13 protein-coding genes are annotated in these 14,319 nt (G+C 58.2%); 7 read left to right on the top strand and 6 right to left on the bottom strand.

Annotated features, from left to right (window positions below; all coding sequences use genetic code 11):
* Positions 1–46 precede the first annotated feature (46 nt).
* Together K325_RS0104545 and K325_RS0104550 are read right to left on the bottom strand one after the other, a co-directional pair.
* Complete coding sequence (locus tag K325_RS0104545) at positions 47–595, bottom strand: phosphatase PAP2 family protein (protein WP_029653076.1); 549 nt, start codon at positions 593–595, stop codon at positions 47–49.
* Positions 561–1,808, bottom strand: a complete 1,248-nt coding sequence (locus tag K325_RS0104550; RefSeq protein WP_228128383.1) for a glycosyltransferase family 4 protein — start codon at positions 1,806–1,808, stop codon at positions 561–563. Before K325_RS0104550 ends, K325_RS0104545 begins: the two co-directional genes overlap by 35 nt.
* A gap of 104 nt (positions 1,809–1,912) precedes the next feature.
* Here K325_RS0104550 and K325_RS0104555 point away from each other — a divergent pair, with 104 nt between their 5' ends.
* The 4 genes from K325_RS0104555 (at position 1,913) to K325_RS0104570 (ending at position 6,357) form a co-directional block, all read left to right on the top strand.
* The gene (locus K325_RS0104555; protein WP_029653078.1) at positions 1,913–2,950 is read left to right on the top strand and encodes an NADP(H)-dependent aldo-keto reductase; all 1,038 of its coding nucleotides are present in this window, start codon (positions 1,913–1,915) and stop codon (positions 2,948–2,950) included.
* Between the two features lie 230 nt (positions 2,951–3,180).
* Positions 3,181–3,534 (top strand): hypothetical protein, encoded by a 354-nt coding sequence (locus tag K325_RS0104560; protein ID WP_029653079.1) that lies wholly within the window; start codon positions 3,181–3,183, stop codon positions 3,532–3,534.
* A gap of 133 nt (positions 3,535–3,667) precedes the next feature.
* Entirely contained in the window at positions 3,668–5,881 is a 2,214-nt protein-coding gene (locus K325_RS0104565; protein ID WP_029653080.1) for an acetyl-CoA hydrolase/transferase C-terminal domain-containing protein, read from the top strand.
* Positions 5,881–6,357 (top strand): FKBP-type peptidyl-prolyl cis-trans isomerase, encoded by a 477-nt coding sequence (locus K325_RS0104570; RefSeq protein ID WP_029653081.1) that lies wholly within the window; start codon positions 5,881–5,883, stop codon positions 6,355–6,357. Before K325_RS0104565 ends, K325_RS0104570 begins: the two co-directional genes overlap by 1 nt.
* On the opposite strand, the gene K325_RS0104575 is transcribed toward K325_RS0104570, so the two are convergent.
* A complete protein-coding gene (locus tag K325_RS0104575; protein WP_029653082.1) occupies positions 6,317–7,135 on the bottom strand; it encodes a lysophospholipid acyltransferase family protein in 819 nt (272 codons plus the stop codon). The genes K325_RS0104570 and K325_RS0104575 overlap by 41 nt on opposite strands.
* A gap of 16 nt (positions 7,136–7,151) precedes the next feature.
* On the bottom strand, positions 7,152–7,913 hold the full coding sequence (locus K325_RS0104580) for a GNAT family N-acetyltransferase (protein WP_029653083.1): 762 nt from the start codon (positions 7,911–7,913) through the stop codon (positions 7,152–7,154).
* A gap of 243 nt (positions 7,914–8,156) precedes the next feature.
* Here K325_RS0104580 and K325_RS0104585 point away from each other — a divergent pair, with 243 nt between their 5' ends.
* From K325_RS0104585 to glpK, 3 genes are all read left to right on the top strand, one after another.
* Positions 8,157–8,891 carry a response regulator gene (locus K325_RS0104585; RefSeq protein WP_029653084.1) on the top strand — a complete coding sequence of 245 codons (735 nt, stop codon included), beginning with the start codon at positions 8,157–8,159 and terminating at the stop codon, positions 8,889–8,891.
* A gap of 58 nt (positions 8,892–8,949) precedes the next feature.
* The gene (locus K325_RS0104590; protein WP_029653085.1) at positions 8,950–10,518 is read left to right on the top strand and encodes an ATP-binding protein; all 1,569 of its coding nucleotides are present in this window, start codon (positions 8,950–8,952) and stop codon (positions 10,516–10,518) included.
* A 244-nt stretch (positions 10,519–10,762) separates the two neighbouring features.
* On the top strand, positions 10,763–12,244 hold the full coding sequence (gene glpK / locus K325_RS0104595; RefSeq protein ID WP_029653086.1) for a glycerol kinase GlpK: 1,482 nt from the start codon (positions 10,763–10,765) through the stop codon (positions 12,242–12,244).
* A gap of 30 nt (positions 12,245–12,274) precedes the next feature.
* Here glpK and K325_RS0104600 read toward each other — a convergent pair whose 3' ends face one another.
* The gene (locus K325_RS0104600) at positions 12,275–13,363 is read right to left on the bottom strand and encodes an ABC transporter ATP-binding protein (protein ID WP_029653087.1); all 1,089 of its coding nucleotides are present in this window, start codon (positions 13,361–13,363) and stop codon (positions 12,275–12,277) included.
* Positions 13,364–13,366: 3 nt separating this feature from the next.
* Positions 13,367–14,281: an ornithine carbamoyltransferase gene (argF, locus tag K325_RS0104605; RefSeq protein WP_029653088.1), complete on the bottom strand. Its 915-nt coding sequence runs from the start codon at positions 14,279–14,281 to the stop codon at positions 13,367–13,369.
* Positions 14,282–14,319 lie beyond the last annotated feature (38 nt).

The raw sequence follows: 14,319 nt of genomic DNA on the forward strand, positions 1-14,319 counted from the left end.
GTCCAGATTGCCGGATTGACCTGACCGCTCGGGCGTCGTCCGGGGTTCAGATCGCGATCCACTGCATTGAGATCCAGCCCATGGTGCCGCCAATCAACGCTCCGGCCAGGACATCGCTGGGGTAGTGCAATCCCAGAACCACGCGGGAGGCGGCCACAGACAGCGTAAAGGGCAGAATGCACCAGGCCAGAACCGGTAAGGCCGAGAACAACATGGCCTGAAAGCAGACGGCGTGCAGCGTGTGGCCAGAAGGAAAACTGTAGCGGTCCAGTGGAGGCGTGGCGCAGTTGATGGCGGGAAAGGAGATGAAAGGACGTTCCCGGATCAGCCAGCGTTTGAGGCCTTTGTAGGTCAGGGTGCAGATGAGGCCGGTAATGGCCATCTGAAGGGCAAGGGTGGGGCCTGTGGACGAATTGTAGAGGGGAATTGAAAGGATCAGGGCGTACCAGAACCAGCCATCCCCCAGGCGGCTTACCAGGCGGAAATACTCCAGTACCGGAGGAAACCGGACAGAGCGGTTAATGGCCTGGCAAACGGCGAATTCTCGCTGATCCGCCAATTCAAAGAAGCGAGATGCCTTGCTTGTTGATGCCATGGTATTGGGCCTGTGCCGATTGATTGAGTACCAGTTGTTCAAACTGTTCGATCTGGCTGTTCCAGCTCAGATCGAGGGCATCCAGGCGAGCCTGGGCCCGGATTCGCTGTAGCAGGGAAGGTTGGTCCGCCAACCGGAGGGCATGGTTGATGAACGCTTCATCCTCGTTAAGGCCGACTTTCAGGCCGTTTTCATCGTGACGGATGTGTTCTGCAGCCGCGGCGTCGTTAAAGGCGACGACGCCGAGACCACTGGCCATGGCCTCCAGGACCACGTTGCCGAAAGTGTCGGTTTTGCTGGGGAACAGGAAAAGATCGCCAGACGCGTAGTGCCTCGCAAGATCTTCTCCCCGGCGCATGCCGCAGAACACATAATCCGGATGGCGTTCTTCCAGTTGGCGCCGCATCGGGCCGTCGCCTACCAGAACAAAGCGGGCATTTGGATGCAGCCCCCGGATCCGTTCAAAGCAGGCCACGGCCATTCGTAGGTTTTTTTCGGCAGCCAGGCGACCAACGTAGAGGACTGCCCGCTCACTGTCGCTTACCCCCCACTGCTGACGCAGCGCCAGGTCACGCTTGTGTGGTGTGAAGCGCTGGCAATCTACCCCCCGGCTCCACAGGCCGGTTCGGGTAATGCCCATCTCCCGGGTTACCTGTTGCATGTGACGGGTAGGGACAAGGGTAATGGCCGTTCTGTTGTGAAACCATCGGCCGTAGCCGCAGAGCAGGCGTTCCAGAATGCCCATCCCGTAGTATTGGGAGTAACGATGGAAGTTGGTGTGAAATCCGGAGCTGACCGGCAGTCCCAGAGACCGGGCGGCGTTGACGGCAGCAATGCCGAGCGGACCCTGCGTGGCAACGTAGATGCCGTCTGGTTTCTGGTTTTCCCAGAGTTTTTTCAGGACTGCGGGCCGTGCCGCGCCAAAACGAAGGTCGGCGTAACCGGGCAGCGGCAGGCCGTTGACCACCCGTTCTGTCGAGAACAGGCCGTTACCGGTGCTCTCGAACAGCCCGGTTTTTTCATGGGCCTGCCGTGGCCGGACCACGGTAACATGGTGTCCCCGCTGCATGAGGCCCAGGCACAGGTGCCGCATGGTGTTGGCAACACCATTGATTTCCGGCGGAAACGTCTCGGAAACAATGGTAATGTGTTGCGGTCGCCGTTCGGTCAGCTGAGCATTGGTCACGGTGATTCCTGAAGGTTTTGCTGTCATGCCCATACTATGGAAAGGCGCCATGACAGATATGCGACAACTCCGTGACATTCCGTTTACGTGATTTTATCCCGTCTCTTATCCACCCATTGCAAGGAGATTCCATGCAAATGCGAAAACTTGGCCATACCGATCTCGAGGTCAGCCTGATCTGCCTGGGTACCATGACCTGGGGTGAGCAGAACAGTGAGCAGGAGGCCTTCGAACAACTCGATTACGCCACCGGTCAGGGCGTCAATTTCATTGATGCAGCCGAGATGTATCCTGTGCCGCCGAAGGCTGAAACTCAGGGGCTGACCGAGCGCTACCTGGGCAACTGGCTGGCTCGCAGGGGGCGCCGGGACGATCTTGTTATTGCCAGCAAGGTGGCCGGGCCGGGCAACAGCCTCGGCCATATCCGGGGCGGCTCGAGAATGACCAGAGCTCACATCCGCGAAGCCTGTGAGGGCAGCCTGGAGCGCCTGCAGACCGATTATCTGGATCTGTATCAGGTGCATTGGCCGGACAGGAATACCAACTTCTTCGGTAAGCTGGGTTATGCCCGAGACCCAGACGAGCAGATGACACCGATTGAAGAGACGCTTGAAGCTCTGGACGAACTGGTGCGAGAAGGGAAAGTCCGGCACATCGGGCTGTCGAATGAAACCCCCTGGGGCACGATGCAGTACCTCCGTCTGGCGGAACAACGGGGCTGGCCACGGGTGGTCTCTATCCAGAACCCATACAGTCTGCTCAACCGCTCGTTCGAAGCCGGGCTGGCGGAGTTTGCGCATCGTGAAGGCACGGGGCTTCTGGCATACTCGCCGCTGGCATTCGGAATGCTGACAGGGAAATATCTGGGCGGGAAGTGGCCGGAAAAGGCTCGGTTGACGTTGTACGAACGTTTTAGCCGATACTCAAGCGACCGGGCACTGGATGCCACCCGTGCCTATGTTGAGCTGGCGCACCAGCATGGCCTGACGCCTGCCCAGTTGGCGCTGGCCTGGGTCAACAGTCGGGAGTTTGTGACCAGCAATATTGTGGGGGCAACCACGATGGAGCAACTGCAGGAGAACCTCGGTTCTCTTGAAGTGTCTTTAAGCCCGGACCTGGTGTCGGCCATTGAGGCCATCCATTCCGAGTTCACGTATCCATGCCCCTGATGCCCCGGTCATAGGGCGGAGGTCCAGATGGGCGACCCTGCAGCGGAGTGTTTGCTGCGGGGTCGTTACATTTCGACATATAAGTGATCATTTGTTGACAAAAAAGACACCCTTTGGTGCCGGAATGCTGACGAAAATGTGTGCAGAATCACACCATTCTTTGTCGCAATCATTAGACTTTGGTACTGTAAGTTTGCCGAAGGCCATTTGATACCGGATTCCTTGTTGACATGATTCTCCGCCTGTTTGTTGTCCTCCTTGCTCTGAACAGTGTTGCGTTTGCGATGCGGGCAGAGGCTGCGCAGCCCTCGCTGTCGGAGCCCTTGCTCTCCGAGCGCATGCTGGCAGAGCGCGATGAGATGATGACAGCAGAAGACGTATACGAACTTCAGGAATGGATGTCCGGAGATTATGAGGAAGGCCGGAGCGATGCGCTTGCCGCGATCGGGTCCCGGTTGCTGAGCCTGGGGCTGAGCCGGTCCAGGACTGCCGAAAAGACTTACGCTTCCGATCCGGCTCAACCGGATCATGGCATCGCGCTGCTGAACGAGGGTGCCTGCCTGAACCTGCGCTGGAACTTCTGAAGCAGGTCTTGTTTTTCCTCCCTTTCCCGCCACTCCCGTTTTGTCAAAATGTCATGATCTGACGCATTGTCAGGTTGCACCTCCCGTGTGATTATCCACACTGTTGAGATTCTCATGTGACGAGGAGCCGGTAATGGCAGAGCGGGACGGAGTCTATTGCGACGATGCAGAGCGGTGTGTTGACCTGGTGATCGAGAGGGTTGGCAAGCGTATCACCCTGGGCTTGCCGTTGGGGCTTGGTAAGCCAGTGAGGTTTGTGAATGCCCTCTACCAGCGCGCCAAGGATGATCCGGAGCTGGAGCTGCATATTGTTACTGCTCTCTCCCTGCTGGCTCCGGAAGGTGGATCGTCCCTCGAAAAGCGCTTTATGGAGCCGTTCGCCCGGCGGCTGTTTGGCGATATTCCCGAGCTGGCTTACGCTCGTGATGTCGCCAGGAACCGGTTGCCCGACAATGTCCGGGTGTCCGAGTTTTTCTTCAAGGCCGGGAGTTATCTGAATAATCGCAGCCAGCAGCGAAACTACGTGTGTACCAACTACACCCATGCTGTCCGGGACCTCATGGCCCAGGGGGTAAATGTGGTCGGGCAGATGGTCTCACCCGGAGAGCCCAATGGCCACCCAGGGCAGGTCAGCTTCAGCTGCAATCCGGATCTCTCGCTGGACATTCTTCCGCTTTTACGCGAACGGGAGCAGAAAGGCGTCCCGGTGGCCATGGTGGCGGAAATGAATCAGAGCCTGCCCTGGTTCGGGCACCATGCAGCGGTTGAAGAGTCTCAGTTCGACGTTATCTATGCCCAGCCCGAGTCTGATTACCCGTTATTCTCTGCTCCTCAGATGGCTATCAGTCCGTCTGATCATCTGATCGGGTTCTACGCCAGCTGCCTGCTCAAGGATGGTGGTACGTTGCAGGTGGGAATCGGCTCACTGGGCGCCTCACTGGTTCACAATGCGATTCTGCGTCACAAGGACAATAAGGCGTGGCGGGCGGTGTACGACCACCTTGAGGTTGCGGAACAATTTCCGGTGGTCCGTGACTGGGGAGGCACGGGGCCGTTTGAGGCCGGGTTGTATGGTTGCAGCGAGATGATGGTGGATGGTTTCCTGTATCTGCTCAAGGAAGGCATTCTGAAGCGAGAGGTGTTTGATCATGCGGGACTTCAGGCGCTGATCAACCGCGGAGCGCTTGCGCTGGAGCCATCCCTGACGATGCTGGATACCCTGGTTCAGGAAGGGCTGATTGAGTCACCGCTGCGAGCGCGAGACGTGCGCTGGTTGGTTCAGTATGGCATTTTCCGGGACACCGTAGAATTCCGTGGCGGCCGCCTGTGCCTCAGTGAGGATCATTCCGTTGAGACGGATCTCCGTCAGGGAGGCGTCCGGGAGGCGCTTGCCGCCGAAGGTCTGGGCTCCCGGCTAAAGGGCGGGATTGTCATGCATGGGGGGTTCTACGTTGGTCCTGAAGTGTTTTATCAGGCCCTTCGGGACTTGCCGCCAGGCGAGCGGAACAAGATCTGTATGACCAGTGTTAACTTCATTAACCACCTTTACGACCATCGCTTTGGCGATCAGAAACTCAAGGCCGCACAACGATGCCACGGACGATTCATCAACTCGGCCATGATGTATACCCTGAACGGAGCGGCTGTATCGGACGGCCTGGATGATGGTCGGGTGGTCAGCGGCGTGGGGGGGCAGTATAACTTCGTCTCCATGGCCCACGAGCTGCCGGGGGCCCGATCCATTCTCGCGCTTCGGGCTACTCGCACATCCGGTGGTGAGGTGGTCTCCAACATTGTGTTCAACTACGCACATTGCACCATCCCCCGTCATCTGCGGGACATCGTCATTACTGAGTATGGTATTGCCGATCTGAGAGGGCGGTCGGATGAAGATGTCTATCTGGGGCTGATCAGGATTGCTGACACCCGTTTCCAGGCATCCCTGCTGAAACAGGCCCAGAAAGCTGGCAAGGTGCGGGAGGATTTCCGGTTGCCCGCACACTGGCAGAACAATACGCAGGAGGCGGTGCGTCAGGCTCTGGCTGCGGCCGGTGAAGGCGACCGGTTTCCTGCGTTTCCGTTCGGTTGCGACTTCACCGATGAAGAGTTGGTTCTGGGAAAAGCCCTCAAAGGGTTGAAGGCCGCAACGGCCTCGCCACGTGGTAAACTGGCTACCCTCTGGCAGGCATTGAAAGCCGATGATGATTCTGGGTCCTACGCTCCGTTGCTTGAGCGGATGGGGCTGAAGCAGCCAACCGGCCTTCGCAGCAAGCTGGACCGCAAGCTGGTCATCCATGGCCTGCAAAAAATCGAACCCGTGAAAACGACAGGAAACGAAAAAAACTGATGCAAGCCGACAATCCGAACACCCGGCCCGACATTTTTACCGTGCATTACGTGCTCAAGAATCGCATCGGTGAGTTGGTGGATACCTCAGAAGGCAGTGAACCGCTGCACTTTATTTATGGTTCTCCTGAGATTATTGCCGGTATTCAGGAAGCTGTGAAAGATCGCAGTGTCGGGGACTGCCTGGAGGTGACTGTACCTCCTGAAATGGCCTACGGGGAGTATCGGGAGGATCTTGTGAAAAAGGTCCCCCGATCCCTGTTCGAAGGGGTCGAAAATCTGGACGTAGGAATGAAGTTTCAGACCAATTCCGGTGATCAGGCCCAGGTGGTGCAAGTGGTGGCGATCGACGGTAATCTGGTGAAGGTTGATGCAAATCACCCTCTGGCCGGATTTACGCTCTATTTCGATCTGGAAATCGTGGGGCGTCGTCAGGCTACCGAAGACGAGGTAGCTCAGGGGTGCCCTCTGTTCTGATGGCCGGATCTACGGTGCCGTCGAACTCCCCGGAATGAATGCGTGTGAGGCCGTCACTGATGCTTTGACGAACCGAAGCCGTAAGATCATGCAGGGAATCGGCAGTATCCGGCTGGAGTGGTGGGTGAAGGATGACCACAATGCGGCCGGGCGGTTGCTTCAGAAGCCGGAACAGATGATGGTGAAAGCTGTCGTCGCCGATAAACGGCGCGAGGGCGTCTGGACGCTTGTCCCGACGATAGCCGATGGTCACGGGTTGTATCGGGGTTGAGCTGGCCAGGGCTGCACTCATAAGAAGGCCGTGCATCGGGAGAACGGCAACGCCAGTGCTGGTGGTGCCTTCCGGGTAGATAAGCACGGATTCGCCGGCATCAAGACACCGGGCAATGCTGGTTTTGACCGATCGGGCCTGTCCCGCCCCCCGCTTAATAAACAAGGTGCCGGCCTGTCTGGCTAACCAGCCGATGACCGGCCAATTGCCAACTTCGGCTTTGGAGAGAAACCGCATGGGGGTAATGCTGCCAAGCACCGGGATGTCTGACCAGCTGATGTGATTGGCAACAATCAGTGCATTGCGTTGGGAGGGGCGGCCGTACACCTGAATCTGCCAGCCAAGGCACTGGCAGGCTCGGCGGAAGCAGAGGGTAGCCCAGGGGCTTCGGTCGATCGGATGCGACCGAAAGGCATCGAGCAACCTCAGGCTGGCGGCCAGAGCGCAGGCACCGATGAGAAAACCAGAAAACAGAAAAAGCCGAAAGGTCAGGCGGAACCAACTCATTCGCGGTCTCCGGGGCTCAGCCTGCGCGGCGCATGAAGTGACGGTTATAACGCCCGGCAAGATTGCTGACTTCCAGCAGCACTAGCATGTCGGCGCAGCGGAACTCCGGGTCCCAGCAAGGTTCACCGCAGACTTTGGCGCCGAGCCGCATGTAAGCCCGGATCAGGGGGGGGATGTCGACCGCGCGTTCGGATTCCGGGTGTGCCAGATGTGGCAATTGCCGTTTTGGCATTACCCGGCAGTCGGGGTCACACAGGTATTGTTGTTGCAGTAAGCGGGCAACATGCCAGGCTTTGGCGCCGCCGTCTGCCATGCTGATACTGGCGCAGCCAATCAGGTGGGTGACGTCGCGTTGTACCAGATAGTCTGCGACCGCAGACCAGAGCAGTGTGATGGTGCCGCCATTACGGTAGTCCGGGTGGACGCAGGTGCGCCCAAGCTCGGCCAGCTTACCGGAAAGGGAACCCAGGGCCTCCAGCTCAAACTCTCCCCGGGAGTAGAAGCCTCCGACGGGGCCAGTATCGTCTTCATGCAGAATGCGGGTGGTGGCGACCAGTTCACCGGTTGCGGTATCGGTGACGATCAGGTGGTCGCAAACCGCGTCGTAGGCATCGGCGTCGATACCGGGAGTGGTCGCGCCAAGGTCGCTGCCGTACTCTTCTGAGAAGACGCGGTAGCGCAGACGCTGAGCTTCTTCAATGCGATTCGGGCAACGGGTCAGCTCGGTGGTCAGGTTGCGCCCCCGGCGTGGTTGAAGGCTGGCGGTGTTCGCGGTCATGGCTTGGCCTCAGTTGTTTCTGTTTAAGGTCAAGGCTATGAAGCGCTTGTGACAGCGCAGTGACGCCGGGGTGACGTGTCTGTGACAGTGGCTGGCCCGCTTGCCGGGGGCTGATGTGTGTCACACGCTGTAACCCTTTGCCTGTTCCATGTATATTTCTGAATAGCATGTATAATTGCTGTAACTGAACGTTGCCTGTATCGTCGGGTGATCAACCTTGAAACCGGAATAAAAAAACCAGAGATGGATGGCGTGGAACAAATTAACGAGAGCTGGCGAATCCTGATCGTAGAAGACGACGAACGGCTTGCGGACTTGACCCGTGAGTATCTGGAGAACAACGGTCTGACCGTGTCACTGGAAACACACGGTGGTGCGGCGGTTGAACGAATCCGGAATGAGCAGCCGGATCTCGTGGTTCTCGATCTTATGCTGCCCGGAGAAGATGGTCTGTCTATCTGTAGGCGGGTTCGACCGTTCTATTCTGGCCCGATTATCATGCTGACCGCCCGGACTGACGACCTTGACCAGGTTCTTGGCCTTGAGATGGGGGCGGACGATTACATCGGAAAACCGGTTCAGCCCCGCGTCCTGCTTGCCCGTATCCGTGCCATGTTGCGTCGAGTTGAGACGTCTCCGGCCGCGGCCCAGGAAGGGGCGGGCGAAGAGCCGGTGCGGCTTCAGTTCAACGATCTGGTGGTGGATCGTTCGATGCGCGAGGCCTGGTTGAACGAACAAAGCATTGATCTCACCAGTGCTGAGTTTGACCTGCTTTGGCTTCTGGCCAGCAATGCGGGTCGCGTCTTGAGTCGCGAAGAAATTTTCACCGCGCTTCGGGGGATTGAGTACGATGGACAGGATCGTTCCATTGACGTTCGTGTGTCCCGGATCCGGCCCAAGATTGGTGATGATCCTATTCATCCGCGTCGCATCAAGACCGTTCGCAGCAAGGGCTATCTGTTCGTTAAGGAAGCCTGATCCCGTCTGAGGCGCTGATTCCGTTGCAAGGAGAGCGCCAGTTACCCGGGGTGGCCCGATGTCCCTGAATTTCTTTCTCAAAGCCTACCTTCGAATGGCGGCCATTACGGCCGCTGTCCTGCTTATTTGCGCGTTGCTTTTCAACGGGATCAACACGGTAAGGGAGCAAGACTGGCACGAGCAGGTGTCGGCCCCGGTGCTGCGTTGGCTGGCTATGGCGCCAGACCCTGTCCACCAGTATCACTGGATGGTTCCCATGGTGGATCTCCGGACTGCACCGCCTGCCAGTTTTGGTCTTTCTCCCATCGTGGTTGAGCGGCTCGGGTACGGGCAGGTTGTGGCAGAACCCACTGATAGCGGTTATGGGTTCTATATCCGGCTAGCCGATGGTGACGTGCTGGGGATGCATCTGGAGCACCCGCACGGAGACCTGGCCCGGATCATCTCTCTGTTGGTTCGCTGGCATCTGGATACGAGCCCCGGAGATCAGAAGGAGGCCGTTGCAGCGCTGTTGGCTGAAGCGCTGAATCTGGACATTCATCTGGTGCAACATGTTGAAGAGTTGCCGGATCAGCAGGCTCTGGAGCGCCTGGAGGACACCGGGCTGACCGTTTTTCAGGATGGCTGGAACGAAAGGGCACTGATCAGGCTTTCTGAGGGGGCCCTGGTGGTCGTTACCCTGCCTCAGCCATTTAATCCCTGGGGTTGGCCGATTGTGGTGTTGCTGCTGGTTGTGGTCGGCGGTGTTCTTGCGCTGGCTCTGTTCCTCGGGTTGAGGTTTGTGGAAAGTCATTTGCGTAAGGTGGAGTCGGTTGTTGTCCGCATTGCCCGGGGTGAAATGGGGGCCCGGGTCGAGTCTGAAAATGGCACATTGGTGTCCCGGCTCGGAGCGTCGTTCAACAGTATGGCAGAGCACATCCAGCGACTGGTTCAGGTGCAGCGGGAGATGATTCATGCGGTTTCCCATGAACTCAGAACACCGGTGGCCCGTATTCGCTTTGGCGTACAGATGATCGAACCAGGCAGCACCCGGGAAGCCCTTGATAAACAGTTAGCTGGCATTGACGGTGACATTCAGGAGCTTGATGAGCTGATCGATGAGATTCTGACGTACGCGCGACTGGAGCAGGGCGGTCCGGTGTTCAGCCTGAAAGAAGGGGCGGTCACCGATATTGTCAGGCAGGTGGTGGCCGAGCAGCGACTTATCCGAAAAGGTGTTGAGATAGAGTGCTGTATTTCTGAGTGCTCGGAGCGGTGGTCGATGGCTGACATGGAGCCACGCTACATTCATCGGGCCATTCAGAATCTTGTGGGCAATGCAGCCCGCTATGCATCGGGTCGGGTCCTGGTGAGCTGCCACCTGGATGAGGATAATTGCCGGATTGATGTGGAAGATGACGGGCCGGGTATTCCTGAACAGGATTGGGAGAAGGTGTTTACCGCGTTTGCCCGCCTTGATGATAGCCGTACCCGAACTTCTGGCGGTTATGGGTTGGGGTTGTCGATTGTCCGCCGGATTCTCTACTGGCATGGAGGCCAGGCATTTGTCTGCCGGAGTGAGGCCCTGGGAGGGGCCCGGTTTAGCCTGGTATGGCCTCGCCGGAAACCCGTTGATTCCGTTTTGTGATCCAGTACTCGCTGCCTCACCTGATGTAACAAAGTTCTACAGAACCGCAACTGAAGCGCCGGTTTCTCTGATTAATAATCGTCGGCGTAAGGGATGACTTTTGAGGTTGTAGTTCTTACGAACTTTCCTTGTTTCATTCGTCATTTAAGGGCCGGTTTTTCCGGCCCTTTTTTTATTTCCGTTTCACACCACACCAGAGACTTCCTGTCCTGTTAGAATCTCCTCAAAACAACAGGAGATCGCCATGTCCCGATATCTGCTCGCCATTGACCAGGGCACCACCAGCTCCCGAGCCATTGTCTTTGATGACAAAGGAATACAGGTGGCTGTCGCTCAGCAGGAGTTCCGTCAGTACTTTCCAAAAGACGGTTGGGTTGAGCATGATGCCATGGAAATCTGGGACAGCACCCTCACCGTTTGCCGGGAGGCTTTGCGACGAGGGAAAGTGGGGGCTGACGAGCTCGCGGGCATCGGCATTACCAATCAGCGGGAAACCACGGTGATCTGGGATCGGGTTACCGGAGAGCCGATCCATCGTGCCATCGTCTGGCAGGACCGGAGAACCGCCTCGTTGTGCACCAAGCTGAGGCAGGATGGCCACGAACCGATGGTTGTCGACCGGACAGGCCTGTTGATTGATCCCTATTTTTCCGCCACCAAAATTGCCTGGATTCTGGACACTGTCGAGAATGCCCGCCAACGTGCTGAGGCCGGGGAGCTGGCCTTCGGAACCATCGATTCTTGGTTGCTCTGGAACCTGACCGGTGGCAAACGCCACCGGACGGATGCGACCAACGCATCCCGGACGGCCTTGTTCAATATTCATACCCAGCAGTGGGACCCGGAATTGCTCCGGTTGTTCAGGGTGCCAGAGGGCATGCTGCCGGAGGTGCTCGACTGTGCTGCGGAATATGGGGTCACTGAGCCGGAGTGTCTTGGTGCGCCGGTGATGGTGGCTGGAATCGCCGGCGATCAGCATGCCGCGCTGATCGGGCAGGCCTGCTTCGGGCCCGGGATGGCCAAGAGCACCTACGGCACGGGCTGTTTTCTGATGCTGAATACCGGGCAGCAGGCACTGCGCTCGGAGAACCGACTCCTGACGACGGTGGCTTACCGGCTGAATGGTCAGCCCTGCTATGCCATCGAAGGAAGTATTTTTGTGGCGGGAGCTGCCATGCAGTGGCTGCGGGACGGGCTTCAGTTGATCTCCCATGCCCGGGAGTCCTCGGCGCATGCGGCCGAAGTCGGGGTGAATAACCCCGTGTACCTGGTGCCGGCCTTTACCGGGCTGGGGGCCCCGCATTGGGACCCCAACGCCCGGGGCGCCATTCTGGGGCTCACGCGGGATACCGGCATTGCGGAAATTGTGACGGCGGGCTTGCAGTCCGTGTGCTACCAGACCAAGGATCTGGTGCGGGCGATTCGAAATGACGGAGCCCGGCTGGAGTCATTGCGCGTGGATGGTGGTATGGCTGTGAATGACTGGGTGATGCAGTTTCTGGCGGATATTCTGAACGTGCCGGTTGATCGTCCCAGGGTAACCGAGACCACGGCGCTGGGTGCGGCTTACCTGGCAGGCTTGCAGACGGGGGTGTTTGACAGCCTGGAGCAGATTACCTCGCTGTGGGCCTGTGAGCGGCAGTTCCTGCCAGACATGACTCCCGGGCTCCGGGAGTCACTCTATGCCGGTTGGCTGGATGCCGTCGAACGGGTGTGTAATCACTGATCAGTGATTTTGGGCATCGGGCACAGCTCGTCAGCGAGCAGATTCCGGCCCGGTGCGCTCAAAGGCGATCAGGTGGTCTGCTTCCACCCGAACCGGTACCTGCTCGCCGAGGTTGAAATCGAGGTGGCTTCGAAAGAGCGCTTCAAACTCGGTCTCGTCGGAGCAGTGGAATCGGTAAAGTGTGGACGTTCCCGCAAAGGTTTTCTCCACAACCTTGGGTTTCAGGTCTGAGGTTTCGTCGTAAACGATGTCATCCGGCCGAATCAATACATCCAGCAGTGTTCCTGGTTGCCATTTGTAGGCCCGGTTCCCGTGGATGACTCCCAGTTCGGATTCGATGGTGTCCGGTCCCAGAGCTTTGCCGGGGACGAAGCCGCCTTGCCCGACGAAACTGGCTACAAACCGGTTGGCAGGCTCGTGGTACAGGTTATAGGGCACGTCCCACTGCTGGATCTGTCCATTTCGGAGCACGGCGACCTGGTCGCACATGGCAAAGGCTTCCTGTTGGTCATGGGTGACCAGAATCGCGCTGATGCCCAGAGTCTTCAGGATTTCCCGGACATCCAGGCTCAACCGTCGACGCAGATCGGTATCCAGGTTGGAGAACGGCTCGTCGAGCAGAATCAGTGTGGGTTCCGGGGCCAGAGCCCGAGCCAGAGCTACCCGCTGTTGCTGCCCGCCGGAGAGCTCGTGAGGATAGTTGTCCGCGAGGTCCTGAAGGTGCACCAGGTTCAGCAATTCCATGACTTTCTGCCGACGTTCCTGTTTGGTCAGGGACTTCAGGCCAAACCCCACGTTGTCAGCAATGCTCAGGTGCGGGAACAGGGCGTAGTCCTGAAACACCATCCCGATTCGTCGCTTTTCCGGTGGCAACGCACGCCCAGGCAGACTGATCGCCTGAGACTGTAGGCGGATTTCACCCTGGCTGATGGGCAAAAAACCGGCCAGTGCCCGGAGAATGGTACTTTTGCCACAGCCGCTGGGCCCCAGCAGGCATCCGATATCGCCGTGGCTCAGGGCAAAGCTTACGTTCTTGACTACGGAATCGCCGCCGTAACCACAAGACAGGTTGTTCACTTCCAGCAGCCAGTCTGCCGGGGACACCAGAGCATCGGGCATGGATCAGTCCAGGCGGTTGAGGATCAGGAATTCCAGAAGTGCTTTCTGAGCATGCAAACGATTTTCTGCCTCATGCCAGACTGCCGAGCTGGAGTGTTCCATCATCTCGGCGGAAATCTCTTCACCCCGGTGGGCCGGCAGGCAGTGCATGAACAAGGCCTCTTTATCGGCCACGTTCATTAGAGCAGGGTTGATCTGATAGTCGCGGAAAGCGCTTTCCCGGGCTTTCTGTTCATCTTCCTGACCCATGGACGCCCAGACATCGGTGACCAGCAGCTGTGCACCGCGAGCGGCTTCCTCCGGAGAGTGGGTAACAGTGACCCGGGACTCGTGTTGCCGGAGCAGTTCCGGGTCAGGCTCATAGCCTTCCGGGCAGGCAACGTTCAGGTGAAAGCCAAAGCGCTCTGCCGCGTTGATATACGAGTGGCACATGTTATTGCCGTCGCCTATCCAGGCCACGGTGGCGCCGCGAATGCTACCGCGCAGTTCCCGGAAGGTCTGCATGTCTGCCAGGAGCTGGCAGGGGTGAAACTCATCGGTGAGAGCGTTGATCACCGGTTTGCTGGAAGCAGAGGCAAAACGCTCAACGGTTTCATGAGCAAAGGTGCGGATCATGACCGCGTCGACCATGCTGGAAATGACGATGGCCGAGTCCTCAATGGGCTCGCCGCGGCCAAGCTGGGTGTCACGCGGAGACAAAAACATGGCGGTGCCGCCAAGCTGCGTCATTCCTGCTTCAAACGAAACCCTTGTGCGCGTTGAGGATTTCTCGAAGACCATGGCCAGTACCCGGTTTTTCAGGGTGTCCCGGGTCTGGCCTGCCCGCCATTCCTTGCGCAGTCTGGATGCGTGGTCCAGAAGACCTTCCAGCTCCGCAGTGGTCATGTCGTTCAGTGTCAGAAAGTGTCTTGCTGCCATGAAAGGCCCCTGTTTCAAGCAAACTGCCCGTTTGGAAA

It is taken from the genome of Marinobacter daepoensis DSM 16072 (assembly GCF_000421165.1).
In the GTDB taxonomy this organism is placed as follows: Bacteria; Pseudomonadota; Gammaproteobacteria; order Pseudomonadales; family Oleiphilaceae; genus Marinobacter; species Marinobacter daepoensis.

What these genes read in the sequence shown, in the direction of transcription:
- K325_RS0104545 (WP_029653076.1), bottom strand. Translation starts at nt 595, where the DNA reads ATGGCATCAACAAGCAAGGCATCTCGCTTCTTTGAATTGGCGGATCAG.
- K325_RS0104550 (WP_228128383.1), bottom strand. Translation starts at nt 1,808, where the DNA reads ATGACAGCAAAACCTTCAGGAATCACCGTGACCAATGCTCAGCTGACC.
- K325_RS0104555 (WP_029653078.1), top strand. Translation starts at nt 1,913, where the DNA reads ATGCAAATGCGAAAACTTGGCCATACCGATCTCGAGGTCAGCCTGATC.
- K325_RS0104560 (WP_029653079.1), top strand. Translation starts at nt 3,181, where the DNA reads ATGATTCTCCGCCTGTTTGTTGTCCTCCTTGCTCTGAACAGTGTTGCG.
- K325_RS0104565 (WP_029653080.1), top strand. Translation starts at nt 3,668, where the DNA reads ATGGCAGAGCGGGACGGAGTCTATTGCGACGATGCAGAGCGGTGTGTT.
- K325_RS0104570 (WP_029653081.1), top strand. Translation starts at nt 5,881, where the DNA reads ATGCAAGCCGACAATCCGAACACCCGGCCCGACATTTTTACCGTGCAT.
- K325_RS0104575 (WP_029653082.1), bottom strand. Translation starts at nt 7,135, where the DNA reads ATGAGTTGGTTCCGCCTGACCTTTCGGCTTTTTCTGTTTTCTGGTTTT.
- K325_RS0104580 (WP_029653083.1), bottom strand. Translation starts at nt 7,913, where the DNA reads ATGACCGCGAACACCGCCAGCCTTCAACCACGCCGGGGGCGCAACCTG.
- K325_RS0104585 (WP_029653084.1), top strand. Translation starts at nt 8,157, where the DNA reads ATGGATGGCGTGGAACAAATTAACGAGAGCTGGCGAATCCTGATCGTA.
- K325_RS0104590 (WP_029653085.1), top strand. Translation starts at nt 8,950, where the DNA reads ATGTCCCTGAATTTCTTTCTCAAAGCCTACCTTCGAATGGCGGCCATT.
- glpK (WP_029653086.1), top strand. Translation starts at nt 10,763, where the DNA reads ATGTCCCGATATCTGCTCGCCATTGACCAGGGCACCACCAGCTCCCGA.
- K325_RS0104600 (WP_029653087.1), bottom strand. Translation starts at nt 13,363, where the DNA reads ATGCCCGATGCTCTGGTGTCCCCGGCAGACTGGCTGCTGGAAGTGAAC.
- argF (WP_029653088.1), bottom strand. Translation starts at nt 14,281, where the DNA reads ATGGCAGCAAGACACTTTCTGACACTGAACGACATGACCACTGCGGAG.